Raw genomic sequence first — 19,955 nt, forward strand, 5'->3', positions numbered from 1 at the left:
GGGACAAGGGCTGGTGCCTCGTGCGCCGGCCCTTGCCGTGTCAGCCCTGTTTGTGACGGCGCACATCCAGCGCAACCCAGGTGACGAGGAATCCGGCGATTGCGCCCGCTACCGGCAGCGTCAGGCGTTCTGCGCCTGTCCCCGGGATTGCCAGCGCCAGGCCGTAGCCGGTCACCGCACCCGCCGCCGCCCCCACAAGGGCATCGCGGTGGAGCTGGCGCGCGAACGGATCCTTGAACAGATCAAACACGCCCGCCTTGCGGGCATGCAGGGCCTGGCCCAGCAGGATGATGGCGCTGACGATCCACAGGGCCAGCCCGATCCCGGACAGGACAAAGCCTGCTCCGGCAGGGAGCCCCTGAAGCTGCGCTGCCAGAACTTCACCGCCGCGCCAGCTCACCACTGCGCCCGCATTGATCAGTGCAAACAGACGCACCCGCGCCCGCAGCTGGCGGGCGAGCGCAGTCATTTCAGGCCGATCTCGCGCAGCCGCTCCAGCAGATAATCATGAGCCGTAATGGCGTCGGGATACCGGTCATGATTGTTCGGCGTAATGCAGCCGGGCAGGGTGCGGATCTCGAAATCGGGATTGAAGTGCAGGAAGAAGGGCGTGGAAAAGCGCGGGAAGGCCATCCGCTCACGGCTGGGATTGACCACGCGGTGAGTGGTGGACGGCAGTACATGATTGGTCAGGCGCTGGAGCATATCGCCGATATTGACCACCAGCGCGCCTTCGGGCGGCTGGATCGGCAGCCAGTCGCCTGACCGCGTCCGGGCCTGCAGCCCGGCCTCTTCGGCTCCCAGGAGCAATGTGATGACATTGATGTCTTCATGCGCGCCGGCCCGCACGCCGTCCGGTTCGCCGTCTATGGGCGGATAGTGCAGGAGGCGCAGGATGGAATTGCCCTCGTTGACCGTGGGTTGGAACCAGTCATCGGGCAGGCCCAGATCGCGCGCGATGGCTTCCAGCAACACCCCGCCCATGGCGTCGAGCGCCTCGAACAGGGCTTTGGTGCTGGCGTCAAAGCGCGCAATCTCGGCGACCGGAACATTGGCGGGCATGAAGGGTTCAAAGCGGTGACCGGGGGGTAGATCACGGCCGCGATGCCAGAATTCCTTGAGATCCTTGCGCGCCTCGCCCTTGGCGTTTTCCATGGCGAAGGGCGTGTAGCCGCGCTGGCCGCCGCCGCCCTCCTGGAAGTACTGGCGCTTGACCGGCTCGGGCAGGGCGAAAAACGCCTGGGTGTCGGCTACAGCCCGCTCGATCACGCCCGGATCCACCGGGTGGTCGCTGACCACGGCGAACCCGGTCTCGCGAAAGCTGCGCCCGAGTTCAGACGCGAATCCGTCCGGGTCGCGTTTTGCGCTGGCGAAGGAGACGGGGCGGATGGTGTCTTCAAGGATGATATTGCTCATAGCCGCGCTTTTATCGCGCTCTCACGCGGGCGTGAAGCGCCACGCGCTTGACCGTGATGTCGCAGGCCCCGACATCTGGCCCCTCACAAGACGCAACGGAGAGCGCCCATGACCGCCCCCATCGAGCTGCACTACTGGCCGACCCCCAATGGCTGGAAAATTACCATTGCGCTGGAAGAAATGGGCCTGCCCTACACGCTGAAGCCGGTGAATATCGGGACGGGCGAGCAGTTCCGGCCTGAATTTCTGGCCATCAGCCCCAATAACCGCATGCCCGCCATCATCGATCCCGACGGCCCGGACGGCGAGCCGGTGAGCGTGTTTGAAAGCGGCGCGATCCTGCAATATCTCGCCCGCAAGACCGGGCGCTTCTATGGCGGCACGCCGCGCGACCAGATCGAGGTGGACCAGTGGCTGTTCTGGCAGATGGGCGGGCTGGGCCCGATGGCCGGTCAGGCCCATCATTTCCGCGGCTACGCGCCCAAGATCGAGCCGGACCTGACCAAGCTGGAATACGGCAAGGCGCGATACACCAATGAAGTGAACCGGCTTTACGGGGTGATGGAACGGCGGCTGGGCGACCGCAACTATCTCGCCGGGCCATACTCCATCGCCGACATGGCGTCCTGGCCGTGGATATTGCCCGAAGGTCAGGGCCAGTCTCTGGATGAGTTTCCCAATCTCAAGGCTTGGCATGAGCGTGTGGGCGAGCGTCCGGCCGTCAAGGCGGGCCGCGCTGCGGGCAAGGAGATGCGCGTGTCGCTGGCCGACGACAGCGAAGAGATGAAAAAGGCGCGCGACGTTCTGTTCGGTCAGCGCGCCCGGACCTGATTGCCGCATTGGCCCTGGACCGGCTAAGGTCACAGCGAGGGTGGATTGAAGCGGGGGCTTCATCTCGGCATGACCGCAAACGGATACAGCTCGCGCTACGGGGCGCGCGACCCATGGCTTGCGCCCTGGCCGCGCACCGCAGTTTATCTGCTCTGGCGCGTGCTAATGGCCAGCGTGCGGCCGGTCATGTTTCTGGCCCTGGCGGCCGCGTCGGTTGCGTTGGTGTTCGCGGCGCTCAGTGAGTCCCGGGCCGTGCCGCAGCAGGTCCAAACCCCTGACAGCGCGGGGCTGGCCGCCTCAGGGACGGTGATCGACAGGCGGTTGCGGGCATCTTTGCCTGCCGCCATCGCGCCGCGCACCTTGTGGGAAACCGAAATCGCCCGGGCGCTTGATGCCGGCGCGTGGCGCACACCGGATCTGGCGCTGGCCGAGAGCCTGGCGCTGGCGCTGCCCGCGATCGAGGGCGCGGACGCCCTCGCCTTTTCGGTGCTGACAGAGAACCGCAGCGCCGCCCATGTGGAGGCGGAGTTGCGGGCGCGGCCCTCGTGGGCAAGGCAGCAACAGCTCAGAGCCGCGCTCGACGCCCGTCTGGCGCAAGGCGCAGGGCTGGAGCCGCGCTATCTGATATTCGCCAGCCCGGACCTCACCCGCCGTCTCGACCGGGCCCGCACCCTGTACGGGCCCGCCCGCGACGCGGCCGAAGCCTGGTTCGCCGGCCCCCGCGGCGGCGCGATTCATCTTCCATCCTTGCCGGGCTGGGCCGGCCAGACACCCGTCACCCTGTTCGGCGATGCGCGTGATCTGGTGATCCACGGCTGCGCGTTCGCGGCACAGGCCGGGCGCAGCATTCCGGCGTGCGCTACTGTGCCGGAGGGGTCGCCGGACCCCGTTCTGTCCGGGCTGGTTTTTCAGGCTGCCGCCATGCCGGGCGAGGGCGGTGCGGGGCGCCGTCTCGTCGCTGCAGCCTATGCATCCGGCCACCTGGACACAGGACTGGCGCAACAGCTCGCGCTTGGCCCGGACCCGGCGCTCGGCCGGGAGGTCTTGCTGGCTGCCCTGACCCCCTTGCTTGTCGAGGCACCCTATGTGAACCGCGAGCCCTGGCGGTATCAGGCGCAGAGTGAAGGGGCAGCGCACGCGTATATGCGCGCCGTCCGCCTTGAGTTTTCCGAACATCACACTGTCGCAGACGCCCTGAACACGGTGCGCCGGACCGATGGTGCCAGCGCGGCGTTGCGCGTCGCCGGCTGGCTGGAAAGCCCGCAAGACGCCGCGCCCCTTGTACGCATGTCAGCCGCGCGTCCCGGGCACTTGCTGGCATTCGATGCCCTGGCCGGGCCCGGGATCCTGGATGCGGCGCGCGAGCCGGCATCGGCCCGGCCCGCGCCGAAAACCCCGCGGCGTGCAGTGCTGGCCGGGCTGGCGCTGCTGCCGGGCGTGCTGGCACTGGCGATGGTCGCGGCGGCCCTGAACGGGGCGTCGAACGGCCGCCGGAACCGGCGTCCGGGCAGGCTCACACGCCTGGATGCGGCCATGACCGTGTTAATTCTCGGCAGGAATTCCTAACGGATTTAAAGCGTTAATTCGCATTATTCCTGATTTGCCTTAACCCTGCGCTTACCGTCCTGGCGCATGATCCTGCTCGTACGACCGGCTCCGAAGAGGCTTGGCGTGCATGGTGGGATGACGGGCGCACACCGGAGACACATCCGGGTCGCCTGTCCAGATGCAGGGAAGACGACAATGGCATTTACCGATGTGGAAACCGCCCAGGCGCACGACGCGATCACCATGGATCCGACGGGCGAGGATCTGTGCAAGCTGGGGCTTCTGTACTCGACCGGGCAGTGCGGCGTGATCGACTATGTCGAAGCCCACAAATGGTTCAACCTGGCGGCCCTGATGGGCTCTCCGGCGGCCAAGCACTATCGTGCCGAACTGGCGATGGAAATGGATACCGGCCAGATCGCCAACGCGCTCACCGCTGCCCGTGAATGGCTCGCCACGCGTCACTAGCCCGCATTTGACGGGCGGGCCGGGCACTGCGGCTCAGTCGTTGAACAGCGAGTTGGTGAGCGCGAAGGCGAACGCGCTGTCGATAGGCAGGATGTTGCGCACGTAAAGCTCGATGAAGTCATTGACTTCAGCGATGCCGCGCCGCGGCGCGAACACGATGTCGAAGCGCGAGAGCGGGACCGTATCTGCGGGCTCGCCACGCTGGGCGCGTGACAGATTGACCGTGCGCATCATCAGCCCGCCATTGGCGGCGCGGCGCAGCACGACAATCTCGCTGCGGCGGGCGCGGACGGTGAGACCGCCTGCGAGCACGGTCGCCTCGAGTGCGCCAATGCGCCGGGAGGGCAGCTCGAACAGGCCGGGACTGGCCACCTCGCCGCCGACCAGGATGCGCTGGGAGCCAAAGGCGGCCGGGCGCACTTCCACGATCGGGTCGCGCAAGGTGCGCACATAGCGCTGGGCGATCAGATTGGCAGCCTCGGGCGCTGTGGACCCGGCGACCATGACTGCGCCGGCCAGCGGCAGGTTCGCGCGGCCATCGGGCCCCACCAGATAATCACCCGACAATTCCTGCGCGGTGTGGACCGTGACCGTCACCGTGTCGCCGGGAAAGACACGGTAGGCCGACGATCCGGCCTCCCAGGGCTCAAACTGCGCCGGTTCAAATCCGCCTGCAGGCTGCGGACGGCGCTGGCTGGCGCAGGCGGACAGCGTGAGCAGGGCCAGGGCACCGGTCAGGGTGCCGCGCCGCGATACGTCTGTCATCTGATGGCCTCTCCGTTCAAACGTGTGACAGAGCTTAAGCTGGCGCGCTCCGGCTAAGGAAAAATTAAGCGCGTTGCAGCCACATGCGGTCATGGCAAGTGAAGCACGCGATTCCGATGGACGCGGCGGCGGGGCAGGCGGCTCCCGGCGCGATCTTGACCTGTTTGACCTGATTGCGCTGCTCTGGGCCCAGAAAATCCTCGCAATCCTGATCGCGCTCCTTGTTTTCATCCCCATCGCCCTCTTTGCTGTGACGCGGCTTGCGCCCAGCTATGAGGCAGTTTCGCGGCTCCTGGTGATTCAGGATGATGACGACCTCGCGCCCGGTGCCGCGGGTTCGGGCGGGGCCTTCACCCTTGACCAGGTCATGCAGTCAGAGGCCGAAATTCTCAATTCCGACGCCGTACGCCGCCTGGCCATCGAACAGCGCAGCGGTTCGGTAGGGCCACAGCAGCTCAAGCTGTTGAGGGATGGTTTTTCGGTCAGCCGGTCACCCAGCGCCAGCCTTCTGACGGCGACGTTCGAACATTCCGATCCGGTTGTGGCCGCCAATACGCTCAATGCCATTGTAGACGCCTATCTGGCCTACCGTATCGAGGTGCTCATCGGGGGTATTGAAGGCGGGGTGGAGGAGCGCCTGGCGCGCGCCGAACGCGTCTCTGCGATGGCGGAAGCGGATTTGCGCCGCTTCCTTGAAGAGCACGGCATTTCCGATTTTGCCACCGAGCGGGCGGGCGTGCTGGCGCGCCTGTCAGACCTGGAGGCCCGGCGCATGGCTGCCGAGGCGGAAGCGGCGCAGGCGAGGGCCCTGGCGGCCGCGCTCGCCTCACGGCTCGCCGGCATTTCCGATACAATTGAGCTCTATGTGGAAAACGCGGTAACCGGGCAGCTCCTAGACCTGCAGGTGCGCCGCGTCGACCTGCGCCAGCGCTACCAGGACGATGCCCCGCCTGTTCAGGCGGTAGAGCGCGAGATCGAGGCGCTCGAGCGTTTCATTGCAGCTGGCGGAGCAAACGGGCAGGGGCAGCGCCGGACCGGCGTCAATCCGGTGTGGCAGGACCTGGAATCTGCCCGCTTGCAGCAAGAGGCGTTCGCCGCTGGCCAGAACCAGCTTGCCGCATCGCTGGCCCGCCAGATCACCCAGGCGCGCGCGGAAGCCGATCGCCTGCGGGCACTTGGCCCCGAGCATGACCGGCTCGTGCGGGCGGCCCAGGCGCGCGCCGAGGCCGCAGGGCGCCTGTCTGCGCAAGCGGCCAACGCCAGTGCGCGGCGTGCTTTGCCACCGGGCGCAGCGGATTCGGTGCGCATCGTGGAGCGGGCCGAGCCGCCGTCAGAAGCGCGGTCCATGCGCAATATCGTGCTGGCGGCCGGGTTCATGCTCGCCGTGGCCATCGGCGCTTTCGCCGGACTGGTGCGCGGGTATCTCATCGACGTGCGCGAGGTGCGCCCGGCGCCCCGGGCGCCGCAGCCGCCACGCCGGGATCCGCCGCCGCAGCCTGGCCCGGCGGTGAACCGGCAGCCGGCTCCTGCGCCGGCCCCCGCTGCGCCGCACCTGCCCGTGCTGGCGCGGGTGTCACGTCAGTCCGCGTCAGCGGCTCGTTAACCAGTTTGCTCCTAGGGTTAACGCTCCTCTTGAGGCGCGCGCATGACACTTGAACTGGAACTGGACGGGCTGGCCCGAACGCTTGTCTCGCGCGGTGCGCGCGGGGCGGCTGTCATGGTGGTCCCCGTTGCGCCCGGTGCCGGGGCGAGCTTCATCGCCCGCGCGCTTGCTCAGCGCTGCGCCCGTCTGGCTGACGGCCAGGTCTGGCTCTACGATCTTGATTTTGCACGCAATCCCCAATCAGCCGGCGCGGAGTTCAGCGCTGATGGCTATGACGGTGCGCTGCATGGATCACGCTTCTGGCGGTGCGAGCCGGAGGGTGCCGGGCGGCTGGCGCTGCGCCGGCCCGATGGCGAGCGCATCTTCCTTTCCCGCTTTGAACGGGAACCGGGTTCAGTGCGCCGGGTGGAGTTCCGGTCTGCGCCCGAATATTGGGACAAGGTCCGGCGCGCGTGCCGTCTGGCGATTCTCGACGCACCTGCGGGCAGCCCTGCCATCACTGCCCTGGCGCGGGATCTGGACGGGGTGGTGCTGGTCGGAGATGCAAGTAGCACAAGGCGTTCCCAGGCCGGGGCATTGGCCGGCCGCATCGAGGCGTCGGGCGGGCGGGTGCTGGGTGTGGTGGTCAACCGGGTGGATTTAAAGGCAGTTTCATGAGTGCCCTGGCGCAGGCCGCGCGGTGGCGCGAGGCTGCGCCGCGCCTCACGCTCTGGCCGGTTATCGAGGCCGGACTGGCGCTAAGTGCTTTGCTGCTCTACTCAAATGCGCTTCTGGCACCCTTGCTCGCGGACCCGGCGCGGCCGGATGATGCGGAGGCATTGCGGCTGATCTGGCCGCCGGTCTATGCGCTGACCCTGATCCTTATCACCCTGTCGCCCGGCGCGGTGTGGCGGGTCGCGATGCGGTCCTGGCCGCTGATTCTCTTGGGTGTTTTGACCATGGTGTCGGCGCTGTGGTCGCTCGATCCGGAGGTGTCTGTCCGCCGCGGGCTGGGCGTGGTGATGACGCTGGCCTTCGGGCTGTGGTTGGCAGCCCGCTATGACTGGCGTGATCTTATCCGATTGATTGCACTTACGTTTTCAATCCTTGCGGTGGGCAGTTTGCTGGCCGGGGCACTGGCGCCCGGATTCGGCGTGATGCAGGAGGTGCATCCGGGCGCCTGGCGGGGATTGTGGTGGGAGAAGAACACACTGGGTGCCATGATGGCCTGGGGCGCGCTGGCGTTTCTGGCCGCCGCCTTCAGCGCGAAAACCCAAGGCGAGCGCTGGGTTTGGCTGGCGCTCATCCCGCTGGCGCTGGCGCTGGTGGTGCTGGCCACCTCGCGCACCGCCTTTATCGCCACAGGGATAGCGGTGGGGGGACCGGTGGCGATTGCCCTGGTCCGCCGCGGGTTCGGTTTTGCCTCTGTGGGAGTTCTGGGACTGGTCTGTGGAGTCATCGGCGCCGGTTTTGTGGCCGTCATCGGTCCTGGCGCGGTGCTGGAGCTGCTGGGACGTGACGCCACCCTGACCGGACGCACCGATATCTGGATCGCGCTGGGCGACGCCATCGCGCAGCGCCCCTGGACGGGGTTCGGCTATGGCGCGTTCTGGGAGGTGGATAATGGTCCGGTGCACTGGGTGCGCCAGACCACAGCCTGGCCGGTGCCCACCGCGCATAATGCCTGGCTGGAGACGGCGCTGGCGCTGGGTATCCCCGGCACGGCGCTGGCCGGGTGGGTGTATCTGGCGGGGCTGGGCCGCAGCGCGGGACGGCTGTTTCAAGGCGTGGAGACTTACTGGGCGCTGCCGTTTCTGGCGGCCTGGGGTGTGATCAGCCTGTCAGAGAGCAATCTGTTGCAGCAAAACGGATTTGTCTGGCTGCTCTTGTCGGTGACGCTGGCCAAGCTGGCGGCGGGCCGCGATCAGGCCTGGCGGGCCGAGACGCCGTAAAAGCGCGGCGCGGCAAAGTCAAAGAACACCATCTTGCCCGACCCCTGCACCAGCCGGTCGAGGCAGGCGGCCGCAGGCACCGGCCCGGCGATCAGCGCCACGGGCAGGGCGAGTGTGAAGCCGGCGGTTTGGGCGGCGCCCGCCGCGACCCACATTGCCAGCGCGCCAAAGCGCCGGGATTTCAGGGCGGTCTGGCTGGGACCCTGACCATAGGCGAAGCTGCGCCGGGCGGCGTGGCCCAGCCGGGCCCGTGATGCCTCGACATGCTCGACCACATCGGCCCCGGGCGCCCAGGCGAAGCGCACGCCTGCCAATGCCAGCGCCGTGAACAGAATATCGTCTTCACCGCCCGTCTCGTTGGCGGCGGCGTCAAACACCGGCGCGGGCAGGGTGCAGCGGTCCCGGTCGATCAGGCTGTTGCCGCAGCCATACGGCTTGGCGATCAGTCCGGCAGGGTGATCCGGCGCGCGCGAATACAGACGGGTCAGCCAGGCCGAGAGCACCGGTCCGGCTTGGGAGGACAGGGCGTGGACCGGGCCGAACGTGACCCCGGCACCGCTGGCATCATGCACCGCTTCAAGGGCGCCGAGCCAATGGGGCGGGGCGCTTTCATCATCATCAAGCTGGGCGATGCGCGGCGCGCTGGCCGCCGCGAAGCCGGCATTGCGGGCATTGGACACGCCAGGCGCGGGCGCATGGACATAGATGAGCGGGCAGGGCGCGCTGGTTTGCAGGGCTGTAACGCGCGCCCGCGCCGATCCGGCCGGGTCATTGTCCGAGACAATGATCTCGTCGGGCTTGCGGGTCTGAACAAAGACGCTGCGCAGGGCGCGTTCCAGGCTGTCCGGTCGGCGGAATGTCGGGATGAGGACGCCAACAGGGGTCATGCCGTCGCCTCGACATGATCGAGCGCGCGCGCCACCGGGCGAACATCCAGCCCTTCGCAGGCCTGACACACCGTCTCCAGAAAGCGCGGCGAGCAGCCCCATGGGCTGGCATTGTCACGGACATCATGACCGAAGAAGATCAGCCAGCCCGGCTGCGAGCGGACGTCGGCGATGGCGCGCAGCGCGCGGGCCAGGCCAAATTCACCGCCATCCAGCGGCACGGCTTTCAACAGGCCGCGATCGGCCCGCCCGCGATTGACGCCCGGACGAATGCCGCGCAGAGCGCGGTATACGCCCAACAGGCTGCGCTTGGCCGCCGGGGTGGCTTCGCCATAGGGAAAGGCGAAGGTTTCAAAGGGCTGGGTGCCCTGAAAACGCGCATGGGTATCGCGGTTGCGGGCGCATTCGGCCAGCGCGCCGGACGCGCTCACCCGCGACAGATCGGGATGGGCATAGGTGTGGCAGGCAATCTCGTGCCCGCGCGCGGCCAATTCCGACAACAGCGCGAAATCATACATTTCGCCCATATGGGTGACCCCGCCCTCGAACCCGCCCGCAGCGTAGTAAGTGGCGCGCCAGCCCGAGGCCTCGAGCATGTCGGCGCCGGCTTCACCGGCCGAACGCGGGAAATCATCAAAACTGAAACTGATCAGCGGCCGATCCAGCGATACGGTCAGGGGCGTTACGCCCAGAAGCCGGGCGGACAGGCGGCGCAGCTTGCCCTCAAGACCGCCTGCAGGCGTGTACGGCGCGGTGGCGGTCATGGTCATGGCAGATCCCCGGCGGCGGCAGCAGCGCGAAACAGTTTCAGCCCGAGCGCGCGCACCCGCACGGGCAGAAGGGCGAGGCGTGCAATCATGGCGCCAGCGGCCCGCGCCGGCGCGGCGAGCCGCCAGCGGTTCAGCGTCAGGGCCAGGCGCGCGCCGGGCCGCGCGGCATAGTCCGGATGGCGGGCGAGCAAGCGGGCAAAGTTGGGTCCCGCCGCGCCGAATTTCGCCAGCAGGCGCTCCACGCTCTCCAGCCCGCCATGCCCGGCGGGATTGTCGGCATGGGCGACGCGGCCCCTTTCAGCGGCGCGCAAGGCCCAGTCCACATCTTCCCAGCCCCAGCCTGAATAGGTTTCGTCAAAAGGCACTTGCGCGAAAAACCTGCGACGCACGGCGAGGTTCGACGAACACACTGCCACCGCGCCGAGTTCATTGCGCTCTACCGCGCTGCGCACGTCAGACACATGGGCCAGCGCGGCATGCACGGCTTCGGCCGGGCTGGCGGGCGCACACGGCTCATAGCCGCCAAAAACCGCGTCAGCCGGGCTTTGGCTGAGGATGTCGATCCAGCGCGGCAGGAAGCGGGCCGGCGGGCGCATGTCGGCGTCGAGGAATAACAGCCAGTCTCCACGCGCCAGATCGCCCAGACGATTGCGCGCGGCCGAACGTCCCTGATTCGTCTCTGCGGTGATCAGGCGGGCCGGGATCGGCGCGTACAGCACGGCTGCGCGCAGGACTTCGGACAGGTCCGGGTCGGGCGCGCCGTCTTCGTAGATGATGATCTCAACCTCGTCGGAGCCATCCGCCGCGAGGGCGGCCAGCAGCGGGCGCGGATCATCGCGATAGGTCGGCACCAGCACGGACAGGATCGGGCTTGCGGACTGGCGTGCCGCCTCGTTGATCGTTTCGCGGATCGCGCTGCTCATGCCCGCACCCCGGTCAGGCGCGCCAGGACCGGCGCAGCGATGAGCGTGCGGCAGCCCGCAGCGTCGAGTGCGAGGGCGAGCAGCGCATAGACGCCAGCCCCGGCCGTGATCTTCAGTGCCAGCTCGGCCGGTGCGCTGTCCAGAGAGGGCAGGGCGAGGATAACGCTGCCCATCACCAGCGCCGCCCCGCCCGAGCGCACCCAGTCAGACACCGGGATCGGCAGGGCGAACACCGTACGGCCATGGACGATGCACACGGCCAGCGCCGCGCCATAGGCGATGACGGTGGCCAGCGCCGCGCCGGTCAGGCCCAGCATCGGGATCAGGATGATATTGAGCCCCAGATTGAGCGCCGCAGCCCCTGTCATCACCACGGCCATGGCGCGGGGTTTGCGGCCCAGCACATAGGCCTCGTGGAAATAGAAGGTCATGATGCCGTTCATCAGGCCGGACAGGGCGATGAAGGGGATGATGCGCGCAGCCTCGCCCGCGATCTCCGCCCCGATCAGCCAGCGCGCGACCGGTTCAGCCACCAGCGCCAGCCCGACGGCCGCGGGAAAGCCGAGCAGGCCCATGAGCGCGCCCGTGCGCCGGGCGACGGCCTGGGCGGCGGCCCGGCCCTGATGCTCCAGCGCAGCGACCAGCAAGGGTCCGGTGGTGGTTCCCAGCCACAGGAAGATGATCGACAGGGAGCGATCGGCCACAGCGTAGCCGGCAGCGTAGGCACCTACCGACGCCTCGCCCATGAAGCCCGCAATCAGGAAGCGGTCACCCACGGACAGCAAATGCTCGAAAATCAGCGAGAACGCCACCGGCCCGCCATAGGCGAAATAAGCCATTGCGCGCGGCCCGTCGGCGCGGTCGCGTTTGGCACGCGACAGCAGGACCGGCGCGTCAATCAGCAAAATGACCAGGCCCGCCAAGGCCATGCCGGCGAACGGACCGGCGGCGCCCAGCCCGGCATGGGCGAACACCACGCCGAGCCCAAAGCCGGCGGTGAGGGTGAAGCTTTCCATGGCGCTGTAGCGGCCCGCCTGACGCGCGGCGCGGCGGGTTTCCAGCGCCAGCGTGACGCCGGAGCGGATGATGGTGTGGGCCAGCGCAAAGGCGCAGGCGGTGCGCAGGGCACCATCCATGGGGATGACGGCGATCACGCCCCCCGCGATCACGGCGGCGGCGAGGGCCAGCGTTGCGTATATGCGCCAGGCGGTGAAGGTGTGGCCGGGCAGGCGTCCGCGTGCGTCGCAGCGGGCGTGATGGCGCGCCACGGCGGCGTCCAGCCAGGTAAAGACGGCTGTGCCGATCAGCGCCGCGCCTGCGAGCAGCAGCATGTAGCGGCCATACTCTTCCGGGCTCAGAAGGCGCGTGAACACGATCACGGCACCAAAGCCCACAACCGCCTGGGCGGCGTAGACCGGCAGATAGGCCAGGAGGTGGCGGTTCAGCATGATACGTCCACGAGTAAGGTCACCGCTGCCCATGCAAGCCATCTGCCGTGCGCGCCTGTTGGAATGAAGTATGCATGAGCAGGCTGAAGACGCCCTTAACCAGGCCCGGATCAGAACAGGTCAGGGCCGGATCGGATGCGATGCCATGTTGAACGTGACGATGGTCAAACCGGCCGACCTGACGCCCGCCGAACGCGAGGCATGGCAAAGCTTTGTGGATGCGGATGCGGCTCTGGCCAGCCCGTATTTCTCGCTCGGGTTTCTGGATGCGGCCGGCGCGGCGCGCCGGGATACGCGCGTGCTGGTGGCGCGCCAGCGCGGGACGGTCACGGCGTTTCTGCCGCTCCATGCCGGGCTTATGGGGCATGCCCGTCCGCTGGCCGGGCCGCTGGGCGACCATCATGGGCTGATTGCCGCCCCGCAGATCGATCTGGATCTGTGCGACATGCTCAAGGCAGGCGGCGTGGGGGTGTTTGGCTTCCATGGCGCGCTGGCGGGCCAGGCGCCGTTCCGGCGCCACGCGCTCCAGCGCGATGGCAGCTGGGTGATCGATCTGTCAGCGGGGTATGATGCCTTTGTAGAGTCACGCGCGGCGATCGACGCGAAGGCCTTCCGCAATCTGCGCACCCGGCGGCGCAAGCTGGAGGGGGCTGAGGGCGGGTTTGCGTTCCGGGTCGACGATGACCGGCCCGAGGTGCTGGCGGCGGCGCTGGCCTGGAAGTCGGCCCAGTACAAGCGCACGGGCGTTTTCGATGCGTTTTCGGTGCGTTGGACCGTGGACCTGCTCAATAATATCAAGGCGAAAGATTGCCGCCTGCTGGTGTCGAGCCTGGAAATTGGCGGGCGTCTGGCCGCCGTCCATGTGGGCATGCGCACGCAGCGCGTGCTGCACTATTGGTTCCCGGTCTATGACCCCGAGTTCTCCGGTTTCGGACCTGGCCTCGCCCTGCTGATGGACATTTGTCAGGCGGTGGCGGCAGACGGGGTTGCCGAAGTGCATCTGGGGCCCGGCGAGTATGAATTCAAAGCGCAGCTGGCCAGCTGGCAGATCGCTCTTGTGTCCGGTTTTGCCGGGCAGGGCGCGCCGCTGGCCGTGCAGCGCGCGGCGCGGGCTCTGGAGTGCAGCGCCGAGCGTCTGCCACTGGGCATGGTGGCCAGACTGCCGGGCAAGGCGTTCCGGCGCATTGATCTGCTGGCCGGATTTCACGCGGCATGATCACACGGCGCAGGCTTCTGTCAGGGGCTGGCGCGGGGTTGATGCTGGCGGGGACCGCTGAGGCGGTTCCGGCGGGCCTGCGCATCAGCCGGACCAAGCATGATTTGTGGACCCTGGCGGGCGGACCGCACTTGCGCGGTGCGGTGATCGTGCAGCGCCGTGTCTATCCGTCTCTGGATGGCGGGCAGTTTCTGGGGTCCGGCGTGGCCGGCGCGCCGGTGACGGATGCGGCGCTGGCGGACCTGGCCGGGGCGGGTGCCAATCTGATCAGCTGGTCTGGGCCGGGTCCGTTTGCAGAAACAGCGCCCTACAGGGTGGATCCCGCGATGGTGGATCATATCGGCACCTGGCTCGACCGCTGCCGGGCGCACGGGCTGTATACGGTGTTGTGCCTGCGTTCGGGGCCGGGGCGCAGCGCGTTCGCGTTTCACCCGGGCGAAACCTGGTATCCGGCTGAGCTGAAAGATGTTTCGGTCTGGACGCGAAGCGAGGCCCGGGTTGCCTGGGCGCAGATGGTGGTCTGGACGCTGCGCGAGTTTGGCGGCCATCCGGCGCTGGCCGGCGTGGTGGCGATGGACGAACCCAACGGGTTTGATGAAGGCCATGCCGGCGTGTGGGAGCCGTTCGCAGCGCGCATTGCCGGGGCCGTGGCGGCGGCGGACGCCGACCGGGTGACACCCTTGCTCTTGAGCCCCGACCGCTGGGCGCGCACCGCCCACGCGGCCGATCTGCGCGCCGCCGTGGGACCGGGGCCGATCCTGGCGCTGCATGATTACGAGCCCTGGGGCTACACCCATCAGGGACGCGATGAGCGTCAGCGTTTCAGTGCGCGCGAAAGCCCGCTGGACCGCCCCGATGCGTCGCTGGGGGCCTGGGCGATGATGGAGTTCGGCGCGGTGCGCTATGCCCCGGACGTGACGGACTATCTGCACGACCGCATCACGCAGTTCGAGGCGGCCGGCGCCAACTGGGCCGCGTTCCGCTGGACCCATGGCTGGCGGCCCTACGAGGCGCGCGAAGATTCCATGACGCTGGCCCACAATGATCAGATCATGGCCCTGATGCGCCGGGTCTGGGCGCGCAATACACGCCGGCCGGACTAGGCCAGGGCGTCGATCAGCAGCTGCAGGGCCGTCTCCACGCTGGCGGCGCGGATGCCGGCGCGGCCGGGCTCGGTGAAGCGCTTTTCCACCGTGATCGTCGCGCCGCCGGTGCGCGCCAGAGCAAACCAGACCAGTCCCACCGGCTTGTCCGCTGAACCGCCGCCGGGTCCGGCGATGCCGGTGATCGATACGGCGAGGTGGGCGCTGGACTTGGCCAGCGCGCCCTCGGCCATGGCGGCCGCCACCGCTTGCGACACCGCGCCATGGGCCGCGATCAGCGCCGGGTCCACGCCCAGCATCTCGTTCTTGGCGGCGTTGGAATAGGTGACAAAGCCGCGATCGACCACATCCGAGGCACCGGCCGGATCGGTGAGCGCGGCCATGACGAGCCCGCCCGTGCAGCTTTCCGCCGCCGAGATCATGATCCCGGATTGCAGCGCCTTATCAAGGACTTGCCGGGCAAGCTTCGCGCTCATGACAGGCTCATGGTGACCACGGCCTGGGCCGCCAGGCCTTCGCCGCGGCCGGTAAAGCCGAGGCCTTCGGTGGTGGTGGCTTTGATGTTCACCCGTTCGGGGCGCAGCCCCATCAGGGCGGCCAGGCGCGCCTTCATGGCCCCCTTGTGCGGGCCGATCTTCGGGCGTTCGCAGATCAGGGTGACGTCGCAATGGACCGGCGCCAGCCCGGCCTCTCCCGCCAGCTCCAGCGCATGAGAGAGGAAGCGGGCGGAATCGGCCCCTTTCCACTGCATGTCGCTGGGCGGGAAATGATCGCCGATATCGCCAAGCCCGGCGGCACCCAGCACCGCGTCGGTGACCGCATGCAGGCCCGCGTCCGCATCGGAATGGCCCACCAGGCGCAGATCGCTGACGATGAACACGCCGCACAGATGCACCCCGTCGCCGGGTGCCAGGCGGTGCACGTCAAATCCCGATCCCGTGACGGTCCCGGCGCCGGGCCTGGCCATCAGCCGCTCGGCGCGGTCGAAGTCCGCCGGCCAGGTGAGCTTGAAGTTCATCTCGTCGCCGGGAATGGCGCGGACCTCCAGCCCGTGAGCGCGGGCCAGAGCCGTCTCGTCGGGGAAGTCGCCTCCGTCTGCGGCCTCGAACGCGTCGCGTAGTGCATCGGTGCGAAACGCCTGCGGTGTCTGCAGCCGCATCAGCCCATCACGTCCGACCGGGGTGAGGCCATCATTCGCTTCGCGCGCCAGCGCATCGGCCACGGGCAGGGCCGGCACCGCGCCCGGCGCGTGGGCGAGCGCGTCCAGAAGCGCGTCGATGGTCTGGGCGGTGAGGAAGGGCCGCGCGGCATCGTGGATGAGGACATGATCGCAGCTGACCGAGGCGAGGCCTGCGCGCACCGAGGCTGAGCGTGTTGCGCCGCCGGACGCAAAGCGCGCGCGCGCGGACAGATCGCCCAGCGCGGCCATGATGGCCTCACGCTGGCCGGGTGCGTGGACCACGATCAGCTCATCACAGGCCGGATGATCAGCGAGCGCCTGCGCGCTCCAGGCCAGAACCGGGCGTCCGGCCAGCCTGCGCAGCTGCTTGGGCAGACCGCCTCCGGCGCGCTCTCCGCGCCCGGCGGCCATGATGCAGGCGGAAAATCGCACCGTCACAATGCTCTCCCCATGTGCTGGCCCAAGGGCTGGTGTCATCCGTTAAGGCGTCTGGCCGCGCGCGTCCAGACAGGCTATCTGCTCATTCCATGACAGAGCGCGGCGCAGCCCTGAACGGTTTCAAGATCGGCCCGGTCCGGGTGGACCGGCCGGTTGTGCTTGCGCCCATGTCCGGCGTGACCGACTGGCCGTTCCGCCGCCAGGCCTGGCGGTTCGGTGCCGGGCTGGTGGTGACCGAGATGGTGGCCTGCGAGACGCTGGCCCAGGGGCGCAAGGACGTGATCCGGCGCATGAAGGCCGATGGCGGCTGCGGCCCCCATGTGATCCAGCTGGCCGGGCGCGAAGCCAAATGGATGGCCGTCGGCGCGAAACTGGCCGAAGAGGCCGGTGCTGATGTCATCGACATCAACATGGGCTGCCCGGCGCGGCAGGTAACGAAGGGCCTGTCCGGATCGGCGCTGATGCGTGACCTCGATCATGCCCAGAGCCTGATCGAGGCGACGATTGGCGCCACGTCCAGACCGGTCACCGTGAAGATGCGGCTGGGCTGGGACCATGACAGTCTGAACGCGCCGGATCTGGCAGCGAGGGCCGAACGCGCGGGCGCGGCGATGGTCACCATCCATGGCCGCACGCGCCAGCAATTCTATACCGGACACGCCGACTGGTCCGCAGTGCGCGCGATCAGGGAGGCGGTGAGTATCCCGGTGATCGTCAATGGCGATATCACCACTCCCGATGATGCCCGCCAAGCGCTGGCGAGGTCAGGCGCGGACGGCGTCATGATCGGACGGGCGTCTCAGGGCCGCCCCTGGCTGCCCGGTGCCATCGCCGATGCGCTGATGGACGGCGGTGATCTGCGTGAGCCGCCGATCGCTGTCGGCGCACAGTCGCTGTGCGAGGCGCTGACCGACAGCGTGACGCTGTACGGTGAGGAGCTGGGCGTGCGCATGATGCGCAAGCATCTGGCGAGCTTTGTGGACTGGGCGATGGGCGATGTGGATGCCGCCCGCGCCTGGCGGGCCAGTGTGTGCCAGCCGCGCACGGCCGATGAGGTGCGCGCGGCCATGGATGCGTTCGTGGCCCGTCACCGTGACCGCGCCGCCGCATGACAGGCGACATCACCGATCGGCTGGGCGAGGCGGCGCCGGTCGGGCTGGTCCTGGTGGATGGCGCCGGGATTGTGCTGCATCTCAATGCCCGCGCGGAAATCCTGTTTGGCCGCTCCCGACGCCGCCTGACCGGCCAGCCACTCGCCTCCTGCGGGCCGGCGGGCGCGGCTGCGGCACCGCTGGCACAGCGCGCTATTGCGGAAGGGCGCGAGGTGTTCGCCCATGATCTGCCGGTCGCGACGCAGGACGGGCCCATGCGTCTGGCGGTCGACGCCGCGCCCGATGGCGAGGGTGCCTGTCTGAGCCTGCGTCCATGGCCGGAAAGTTCGGCCAGCCCGCGCGGCGACACGGCGGCCAGCGCGGCGGCCGGCTTTGGCCGCATGCTGGCCCATGAGCTGAAAAACCCGCTGGCGGGGGCCCGCGGGGCCGCGCAACTGATCGCGGCGGGCGGCGATGAAGAGACCCGTGAGCTCGCCCAGCTGATCATGACCGAGACCGACCGCGCGCGCCGGATCGCCGAGCGCTGGTGTCATATCGGTGATATCGCGCCGCAAGACTTTGCCCCGGTGAATTTGCATGTCCTGGTGCGTGAAGCCGTGCGCTCGGCGATGGCGAGTTCCGGTACCCAGGTGAACTGGCAGGAGCGGTTTGACCCTTCCATTCCCGATGCCCTGGCCGATCGGGATCTGGTGTTGCAGGCCGTGCTCAATCTGTTGGTCAATGCCGCCGAAGCGCTGGGTGAGGCTGGCGGCGATGTGGTGGTCACAACACGCTACCGCCAACCCAGGCCCGGCGCGCCGGCCCCCGATGCGCGTCTGGAGATATCGGTCCATGATGACGGGCCCGGCGTGCCCGATGCCTTGCGTGAGGCTGTGTTCAATCCGTTCGTGACCGGCAAGCCGGCCGGCGAGGGCCTCGGCCTTGCCCTGGTGGCGCGCATCGCGGACATTCATGGGGGCGGGGTGGAATTTGACAGCCGCCCGGGACGGACCGTGTTCCATCTCTATCTGCGCGACGCCGGGAGCGAGGCCCCATGACACGACGTGTGCTGGTGCTCGAAGATGATGATTCGCTGCGCTTTGTGATCTCCAAGGCCCTGTCGCGGGCCGGGTTCGATGTGCGCGCCACGGCGTCGCCCGACACGGCCATGGACCGGATGATCCGGCGTGAAGCCGACGCGCTGGTGGCCGACGTGCTGCTGGGCCGGGAGAATTTTCTGGACCGGCTGGACGAGCTGGCCCGGCTGCGCCCCGATGCGCCGGTTGTGGTGATGAGCGCGCAGACAACCGCGGCCACCGCGCTCGGGGCCACCCGCCGCGGCGCTTACGAATATCTGCCAAAACCGTTTAATCTCGACGAGTTGGTGGAGATTCTTGACAAGGCGCTCAAACCTTCTGGCTCCCGCGCGTCAGCGCGCGAGGAGGACATGGGCGGGCTGGTGGGCCGCGCGCCGGCCATGCAGGAGGCGTTTCAGGCGCTGGCCCGTCTGGCGCGCACGTCTGCGCCGGTCCTGATCACCGGGCCTGAGGGATCCGGCCGCGCCGCGGCGGGCCGCTGGCTGCATCGCCAGTCCGGCGGGTCTGCCCCGCTGGTGGAGGCCGGGCCGGACCGGGCGCGCCGCGACGGGCCGGTCCTGCTGGGTGAGGCAGCGGGCGGTGTGCTGCTGCTGCGCCGGGCCGAACGCTGGACGCGGGAAGTTCAGGACTGGGTGCTGGAAGCGCTTGAAACGCGCGGTGCATCGACGCCCCGCCTGATCGCGACTGCGGCTGCGGACGTGCGCGACCATCTGGCACCGGCTTTGATCGACCGTCTTGCGGTCGGGTTCGTGACCCTGCCCGCCGTGCGCACGCGCGGCGATGACCGCGCGCGTCTGTTCGCCTGGTTTCTGGAAGAGGGCGGGCAGGGCGGCTGGACGCTGAGTCCCGAGGGTGCCGCCTTCGTCAATGCCCAGGCCTGGGAGGGCGAGGTACTGCAGATCGAACGCACCGCTGCGCGCATCCGGGCGCAAGGCTTGCGGGGCGAGGTGGGGCCGGACGACATCGCGCGGGCGATGGCCGGGCCCGCGCCCCCGGATGCGCGCGAAGCGCTGGAAGACGCCGCTGTGCGCCGGCTGGCGCAAGCCTGGGCCGCCGGATCCGCTGAATCCCTGCGTGATGTGCTGGAGACAGCCGAGCGCGCGGCCCTCAGCGCGGCGCTGGAGGCGGCAGGCGGCGTGCGTCAGGACGCGGCCCAGCGCCTGGGCATGAACCGCAATACCTTCGCCCGCCGCCTGGCGGCCCTGGGGCTGGACGGTGAGACTGCGTCCTGAGCGTCACA

General features: G+C 68.6%; 20 protein-coding genes. 11 read left to right on the forward strand and 9 right to left on the reverse strand.

Going from position 1 to position 19,955, the window contains the following annotated elements:
• Positions 1 to 40: 40 nt before the first annotated feature.
• Positions 41 to 469 carry a hypothetical protein gene (locus L2D00_03570; protein WBQ13769.1) on the reverse strand — a complete coding sequence of 143 codons (429 nt, stop codon included), beginning with the start codon at positions 467 to 469 and terminating at the stop codon, positions 41 to 43.
• Complete coding sequence (locus L2D00_03575; GenBank protein ID WBQ13770.1) at positions 466 to 1,416, reverse strand: isopenicillin N synthase family oxygenase; 951 nt, start codon at positions 1,414 to 1,416, stop codon at positions 466 to 468. The genes L2D00_03570 and L2D00_03575 overlap by 4 nt, the downstream gene beginning before the upstream one ends.
• Before the next feature lie 108 nt (positions 1,417 to 1,524).
• Between L2D00_03575 and L2D00_03580 the strand changes: the two genes are divergently transcribed.
• From L2D00_03580 to L2D00_03590, 3 genes are all read left to right on the forward strand, one after another.
• A complete protein-coding gene (locus L2D00_03580; protein WBQ13771.1) occupies positions 1,525 to 2,247 on the forward strand; it encodes a glutathione S-transferase N-terminal domain-containing protein in 723 nt (240 codons plus the stop codon).
• Between the two features lie 69 nt (positions 2,248 to 2,316).
• Positions 2,317 to 3,813, forward strand: coding sequence for a hypothetical protein (locus L2D00_03585; GenBank protein WBQ13772.1), 1,497 nt, complete (start codon positions 2,317 to 2,319; stop codon positions 3,811 to 3,813).
• Positions 3,814 to 3,990: 177 nt separating this feature from the next.
• The gene (locus L2D00_03590; protein ID WBQ13773.1) at positions 3,991 to 4,263 is read left to right on the forward strand and encodes a hypothetical protein; all 273 of its coding nucleotides are present in this window, start codon (positions 3,991 to 3,993) and stop codon (positions 4,261 to 4,263) included.
• A gap of 33 nt (positions 4,264 to 4,296) precedes the next feature.
• Here L2D00_03590 and L2D00_03595 read toward each other — a convergent pair whose 3' ends face one another.
• Positions 4,297 to 5,028, reverse strand: a complete 732-nt coding sequence (locus L2D00_03595; protein ID WBQ13774.1) for a polysaccharide export protein — start codon at positions 5,026 to 5,028, stop codon at positions 4,297 to 4,299.
• 91 nt (positions 5,029 to 5,119) lie between these two features.
• Here L2D00_03595 and L2D00_03600 point away from each other — a divergent pair, with 91 nt between their 5' ends.
• The 3 genes from L2D00_03600 to L2D00_03610 are packed head-to-tail and all read left to right on the forward strand — an operon-like array spanning position 5,120 to position 8,562.
• Complete coding sequence (locus L2D00_03600; GenBank protein ID WBQ13775.1) at positions 5,120 to 6,631, forward strand: Wzz/FepE/Etk N-terminal domain-containing protein; 1,512 nt, start codon at positions 5,120 to 5,122, stop codon at positions 6,629 to 6,631.
• 42 nt (positions 6,632 to 6,673) lie between these two features.
• Positions 6,674 to 7,288: a hypothetical protein gene (locus L2D00_03605; GenBank protein ID WBQ13776.1), complete on the forward strand. Its 615-nt coding sequence runs from the start codon at positions 6,674 to 6,676 to the stop codon at positions 7,286 to 7,288.
• Positions 7,285 to 8,562 (forward strand): O-antigen ligase family protein, encoded by a 1,278-nt coding sequence (locus tag L2D00_03610; GenBank protein ID WBQ13777.1) that lies wholly within the window; start codon positions 7,285 to 7,287, stop codon positions 8,560 to 8,562. The genes L2D00_03605 and L2D00_03610 overlap by 4 nt, the downstream gene beginning before the upstream one ends.
• On the opposite strand, the gene L2D00_03615 is transcribed toward L2D00_03610, so the two are convergent.
• From L2D00_03615 to L2D00_03630, 4 genes are read right to left on the reverse strand one after another with little or no spacing between them, the layout of a single operon-like run.
• Entirely contained in the window at positions 8,535 to 9,449 is a 915-nt protein-coding gene (locus tag L2D00_03615) for a glycosyltransferase (GenBank protein WBQ13778.1), read from the reverse strand. The two genes, L2D00_03610 and L2D00_03615, sit on opposite strands and share 28 nt — an antisense overlap.
• Complete coding sequence (locus L2D00_03620) at positions 9,446 to 10,219, reverse strand: polysaccharide deacetylase family protein (protein ID WBQ13779.1); 774 nt, start codon at positions 10,217 to 10,219, stop codon at positions 9,446 to 9,448. The genes L2D00_03615 and L2D00_03620 overlap by 4 nt, the downstream gene beginning before the upstream one ends.
• Entirely contained in the window at positions 10,216 to 11,142 is a 927-nt protein-coding gene (locus tag L2D00_03625) for a glycosyltransferase family 2 protein (protein ID WBQ13780.1), read from the reverse strand. Before L2D00_03625 ends, L2D00_03620 begins: the two co-directional genes overlap by 4 nt.
• Positions 11,139 to 12,590, reverse strand: a complete 1,452-nt coding sequence (locus tag L2D00_03630) for an oligosaccharide flippase family protein (GenBank protein WBQ13781.1) — start codon at positions 12,588 to 12,590, stop codon at positions 11,139 to 11,141. Before L2D00_03630 ends, L2D00_03625 begins: the two co-directional genes overlap by 4 nt.
• A 145-nt stretch (positions 12,591 to 12,735) precedes the next feature.
• Here L2D00_03630 and L2D00_03635 point away from each other — a divergent pair, with 145 nt between their 5' ends.
• Positions 12,736 to 13,806: a GNAT family N-acetyltransferase gene (locus tag L2D00_03635; GenBank protein ID WBQ13782.1), complete on the forward strand. Its 1,071-nt coding sequence runs from the start codon at positions 12,736 to 12,738 to the stop codon at positions 13,804 to 13,806.
• Entirely contained in the window at positions 13,803 to 14,909 is a 1,107-nt protein-coding gene (locus tag L2D00_03640) for a hypothetical protein (GenBank protein WBQ13783.1), read from the forward strand. The genes L2D00_03635 and L2D00_03640 overlap by 4 nt, the downstream gene beginning before the upstream one ends.
• On the opposite strand, the gene L2D00_03645 is transcribed toward L2D00_03640, so the two are convergent.
• Both L2D00_03645 and L2D00_03650 read right to left on the reverse strand, forming a co-directional pair.
• Positions 14,906 to 15,385, reverse strand: a complete 480-nt coding sequence (locus L2D00_03645; protein ID WBQ13784.1) for a CinA family protein — start codon at positions 15,383 to 15,385, stop codon at positions 14,906 to 14,908. The genes L2D00_03640 and L2D00_03645 overlap by 4 nt on opposite strands.
• Positions 15,382 to 16,527, reverse strand: a complete 1,146-nt coding sequence (locus L2D00_03650; protein WBQ13785.1) for a bifunctional 2-C-methyl-D-erythritol 4-phosphate cytidylyltransferase/2-C-methyl-D-erythritol 2,4-cyclodiphosphate synthase — start codon at positions 16,525 to 16,527, stop codon at positions 15,382 to 15,384. Before L2D00_03650 ends, L2D00_03645 begins: the two co-directional genes overlap by 4 nt.
• 89 nt (positions 16,528 to 16,616) lie before the next feature.
• Here L2D00_03650 and dusB point away from each other — a divergent pair, with 89 nt between their 5' ends.
• The 3 genes from dusB to L2D00_03665 are packed head-to-tail and all read left to right on the forward strand — an operon-like array spanning position 16,617 to position 19,947.
• Positions 16,617 to 17,639: a tRNA dihydrouridine synthase DusB gene (dusB, locus tag L2D00_03655; GenBank protein ID WBQ13786.1), complete on the forward strand. Its 1,023-nt coding sequence runs from the start codon at positions 16,617 to 16,619 to the stop codon at positions 17,637 to 17,639.
• Positions 17,636 to 18,676 (forward strand): ATP-binding protein, encoded by a 1,041-nt coding sequence (locus L2D00_03660; protein ID WBQ13787.1) that lies wholly within the window; start codon positions 17,636 to 17,638, stop codon positions 18,674 to 18,676. The genes dusB and L2D00_03660 overlap by 4 nt, the downstream gene beginning before the upstream one ends.
• A complete protein-coding gene (locus tag L2D00_03665) occupies positions 18,673 to 19,947 on the forward strand; it encodes a response regulator (protein WBQ13788.1) in 1,275 nt (424 codons plus the stop codon). Before L2D00_03660 ends, L2D00_03665 begins: the two co-directional genes overlap by 4 nt.
• The last annotated feature ends 8 nt before the right edge of the window (positions 19,948 to 19,955 follow it).

The organism is Hyphomonadaceae bacterium BL14, from assembly GCA_027627705.1.
Lineage (GTDB): Bacteria > Pseudomonadota > Alphaproteobacteria > Caulobacterales > Maricaulaceae > Oceanicaulis.

Bases quoted from the DNA above. Each gene is read 5' to 3' on its own strand.
- L2D00_03570 (WBQ13769.1), bottom strand. From the start codon at position 469: ATGACTGCGCTCGCCCGCCAGCTGCGGGCGCGGGTGCGTCTGTTTGCA.
- L2D00_03575 (WBQ13770.1), bottom strand. From the start codon at position 1,416: ATGAGCAATATCATCCTTGAAGACACCATCCGCCCCGTCTCCTTCGCC.
- L2D00_03580 (WBQ13771.1), top strand. From the start codon at position 1,525: ATGACCGCCCCCATCGAGCTGCACTACTGGCCGACCCCCAATGGCTGG.
- L2D00_03585 (WBQ13772.1), top strand. From the start codon at position 2,317: ATGACCGCAAACGGATACAGCTCGCGCTACGGGGCGCGCGACCCATGG.
- L2D00_03590 (WBQ13773.1), top strand. From the start codon at position 3,991: ATGGCATTTACCGATGTGGAAACCGCCCAGGCGCACGACGCGATCACC.
- L2D00_03595 (WBQ13774.1), bottom strand. From the start codon at position 5,028: ATGACAGACGTATCGCGGCGCGGCACCCTGACCGGTGCCCTGGCCCTG.
- L2D00_03600 (WBQ13775.1), top strand. From the start codon at position 5,120: ATGGCAAGTGAAGCACGCGATTCCGATGGACGCGGCGGCGGGGCAGGC.
- L2D00_03605 (WBQ13776.1), top strand. From the start codon at position 6,674: ATGACACTTGAACTGGAACTGGACGGGCTGGCCCGAACGCTTGTCTCG.
- L2D00_03610 (WBQ13777.1), top strand. From the start codon at position 7,285: ATGAGTGCCCTGGCGCAGGCCGCGCGGTGGCGCGAGGCTGCGCCGCGC.
- L2D00_03615 (WBQ13778.1), bottom strand. From the start codon at position 9,449: ATGACCCCTGTTGGCGTCCTCATCCCGACATTCCGCCGACCGGACAGC.
- L2D00_03620 (WBQ13779.1), bottom strand. From the start codon at position 10,219: ATGACCATGACCGCCACCGCGCCGTACACGCCTGCAGGCGGTCTTGAG.
- L2D00_03625 (WBQ13780.1), bottom strand. From the start codon at position 11,142: ATGAGCAGCGCGATCCGCGAAACGATCAACGAGGCGGCACGCCAGTCC.
- L2D00_03630 (WBQ13781.1), bottom strand. From the start codon at position 12,590: ATGCTGAACCGCCACCTCCTGGCCTATCTGCCGGTCTACGCCGCCCAG.
- L2D00_03635 (WBQ13782.1), top strand. From the start codon at position 12,736: ATGTTGAACGTGACGATGGTCAAACCGGCCGACCTGACGCCCGCCGAA.
- L2D00_03640 (WBQ13783.1), top strand. From the start codon at position 13,803: ATGATCACACGGCGCAGGCTTCTGTCAGGGGCTGGCGCGGGGTTGATG.
- L2D00_03645 (WBQ13784.1), bottom strand. From the start codon at position 15,385: ATGAGCGCGAAGCTTGCCCGGCAAGTCCTTGATAAGGCGCTGCAATCC.
- dusB (WBQ13786.1), top strand. From the start codon at position 16,617: ATGACAGAGCGCGGCGCAGCCCTGAACGGTTTCAAGATCGGCCCGGTC.
- L2D00_03660 (WBQ13787.1), top strand. From the start codon at position 17,636: ATGACAGGCGACATCACCGATCGGCTGGGCGAGGCGGCGCCGGTCGGG.
- L2D00_03665 (WBQ13788.1), top strand. From the start codon at position 18,673: ATGACACGACGTGTGCTGGTGCTCGAAGATGATGATTCGCTGCGCTTT.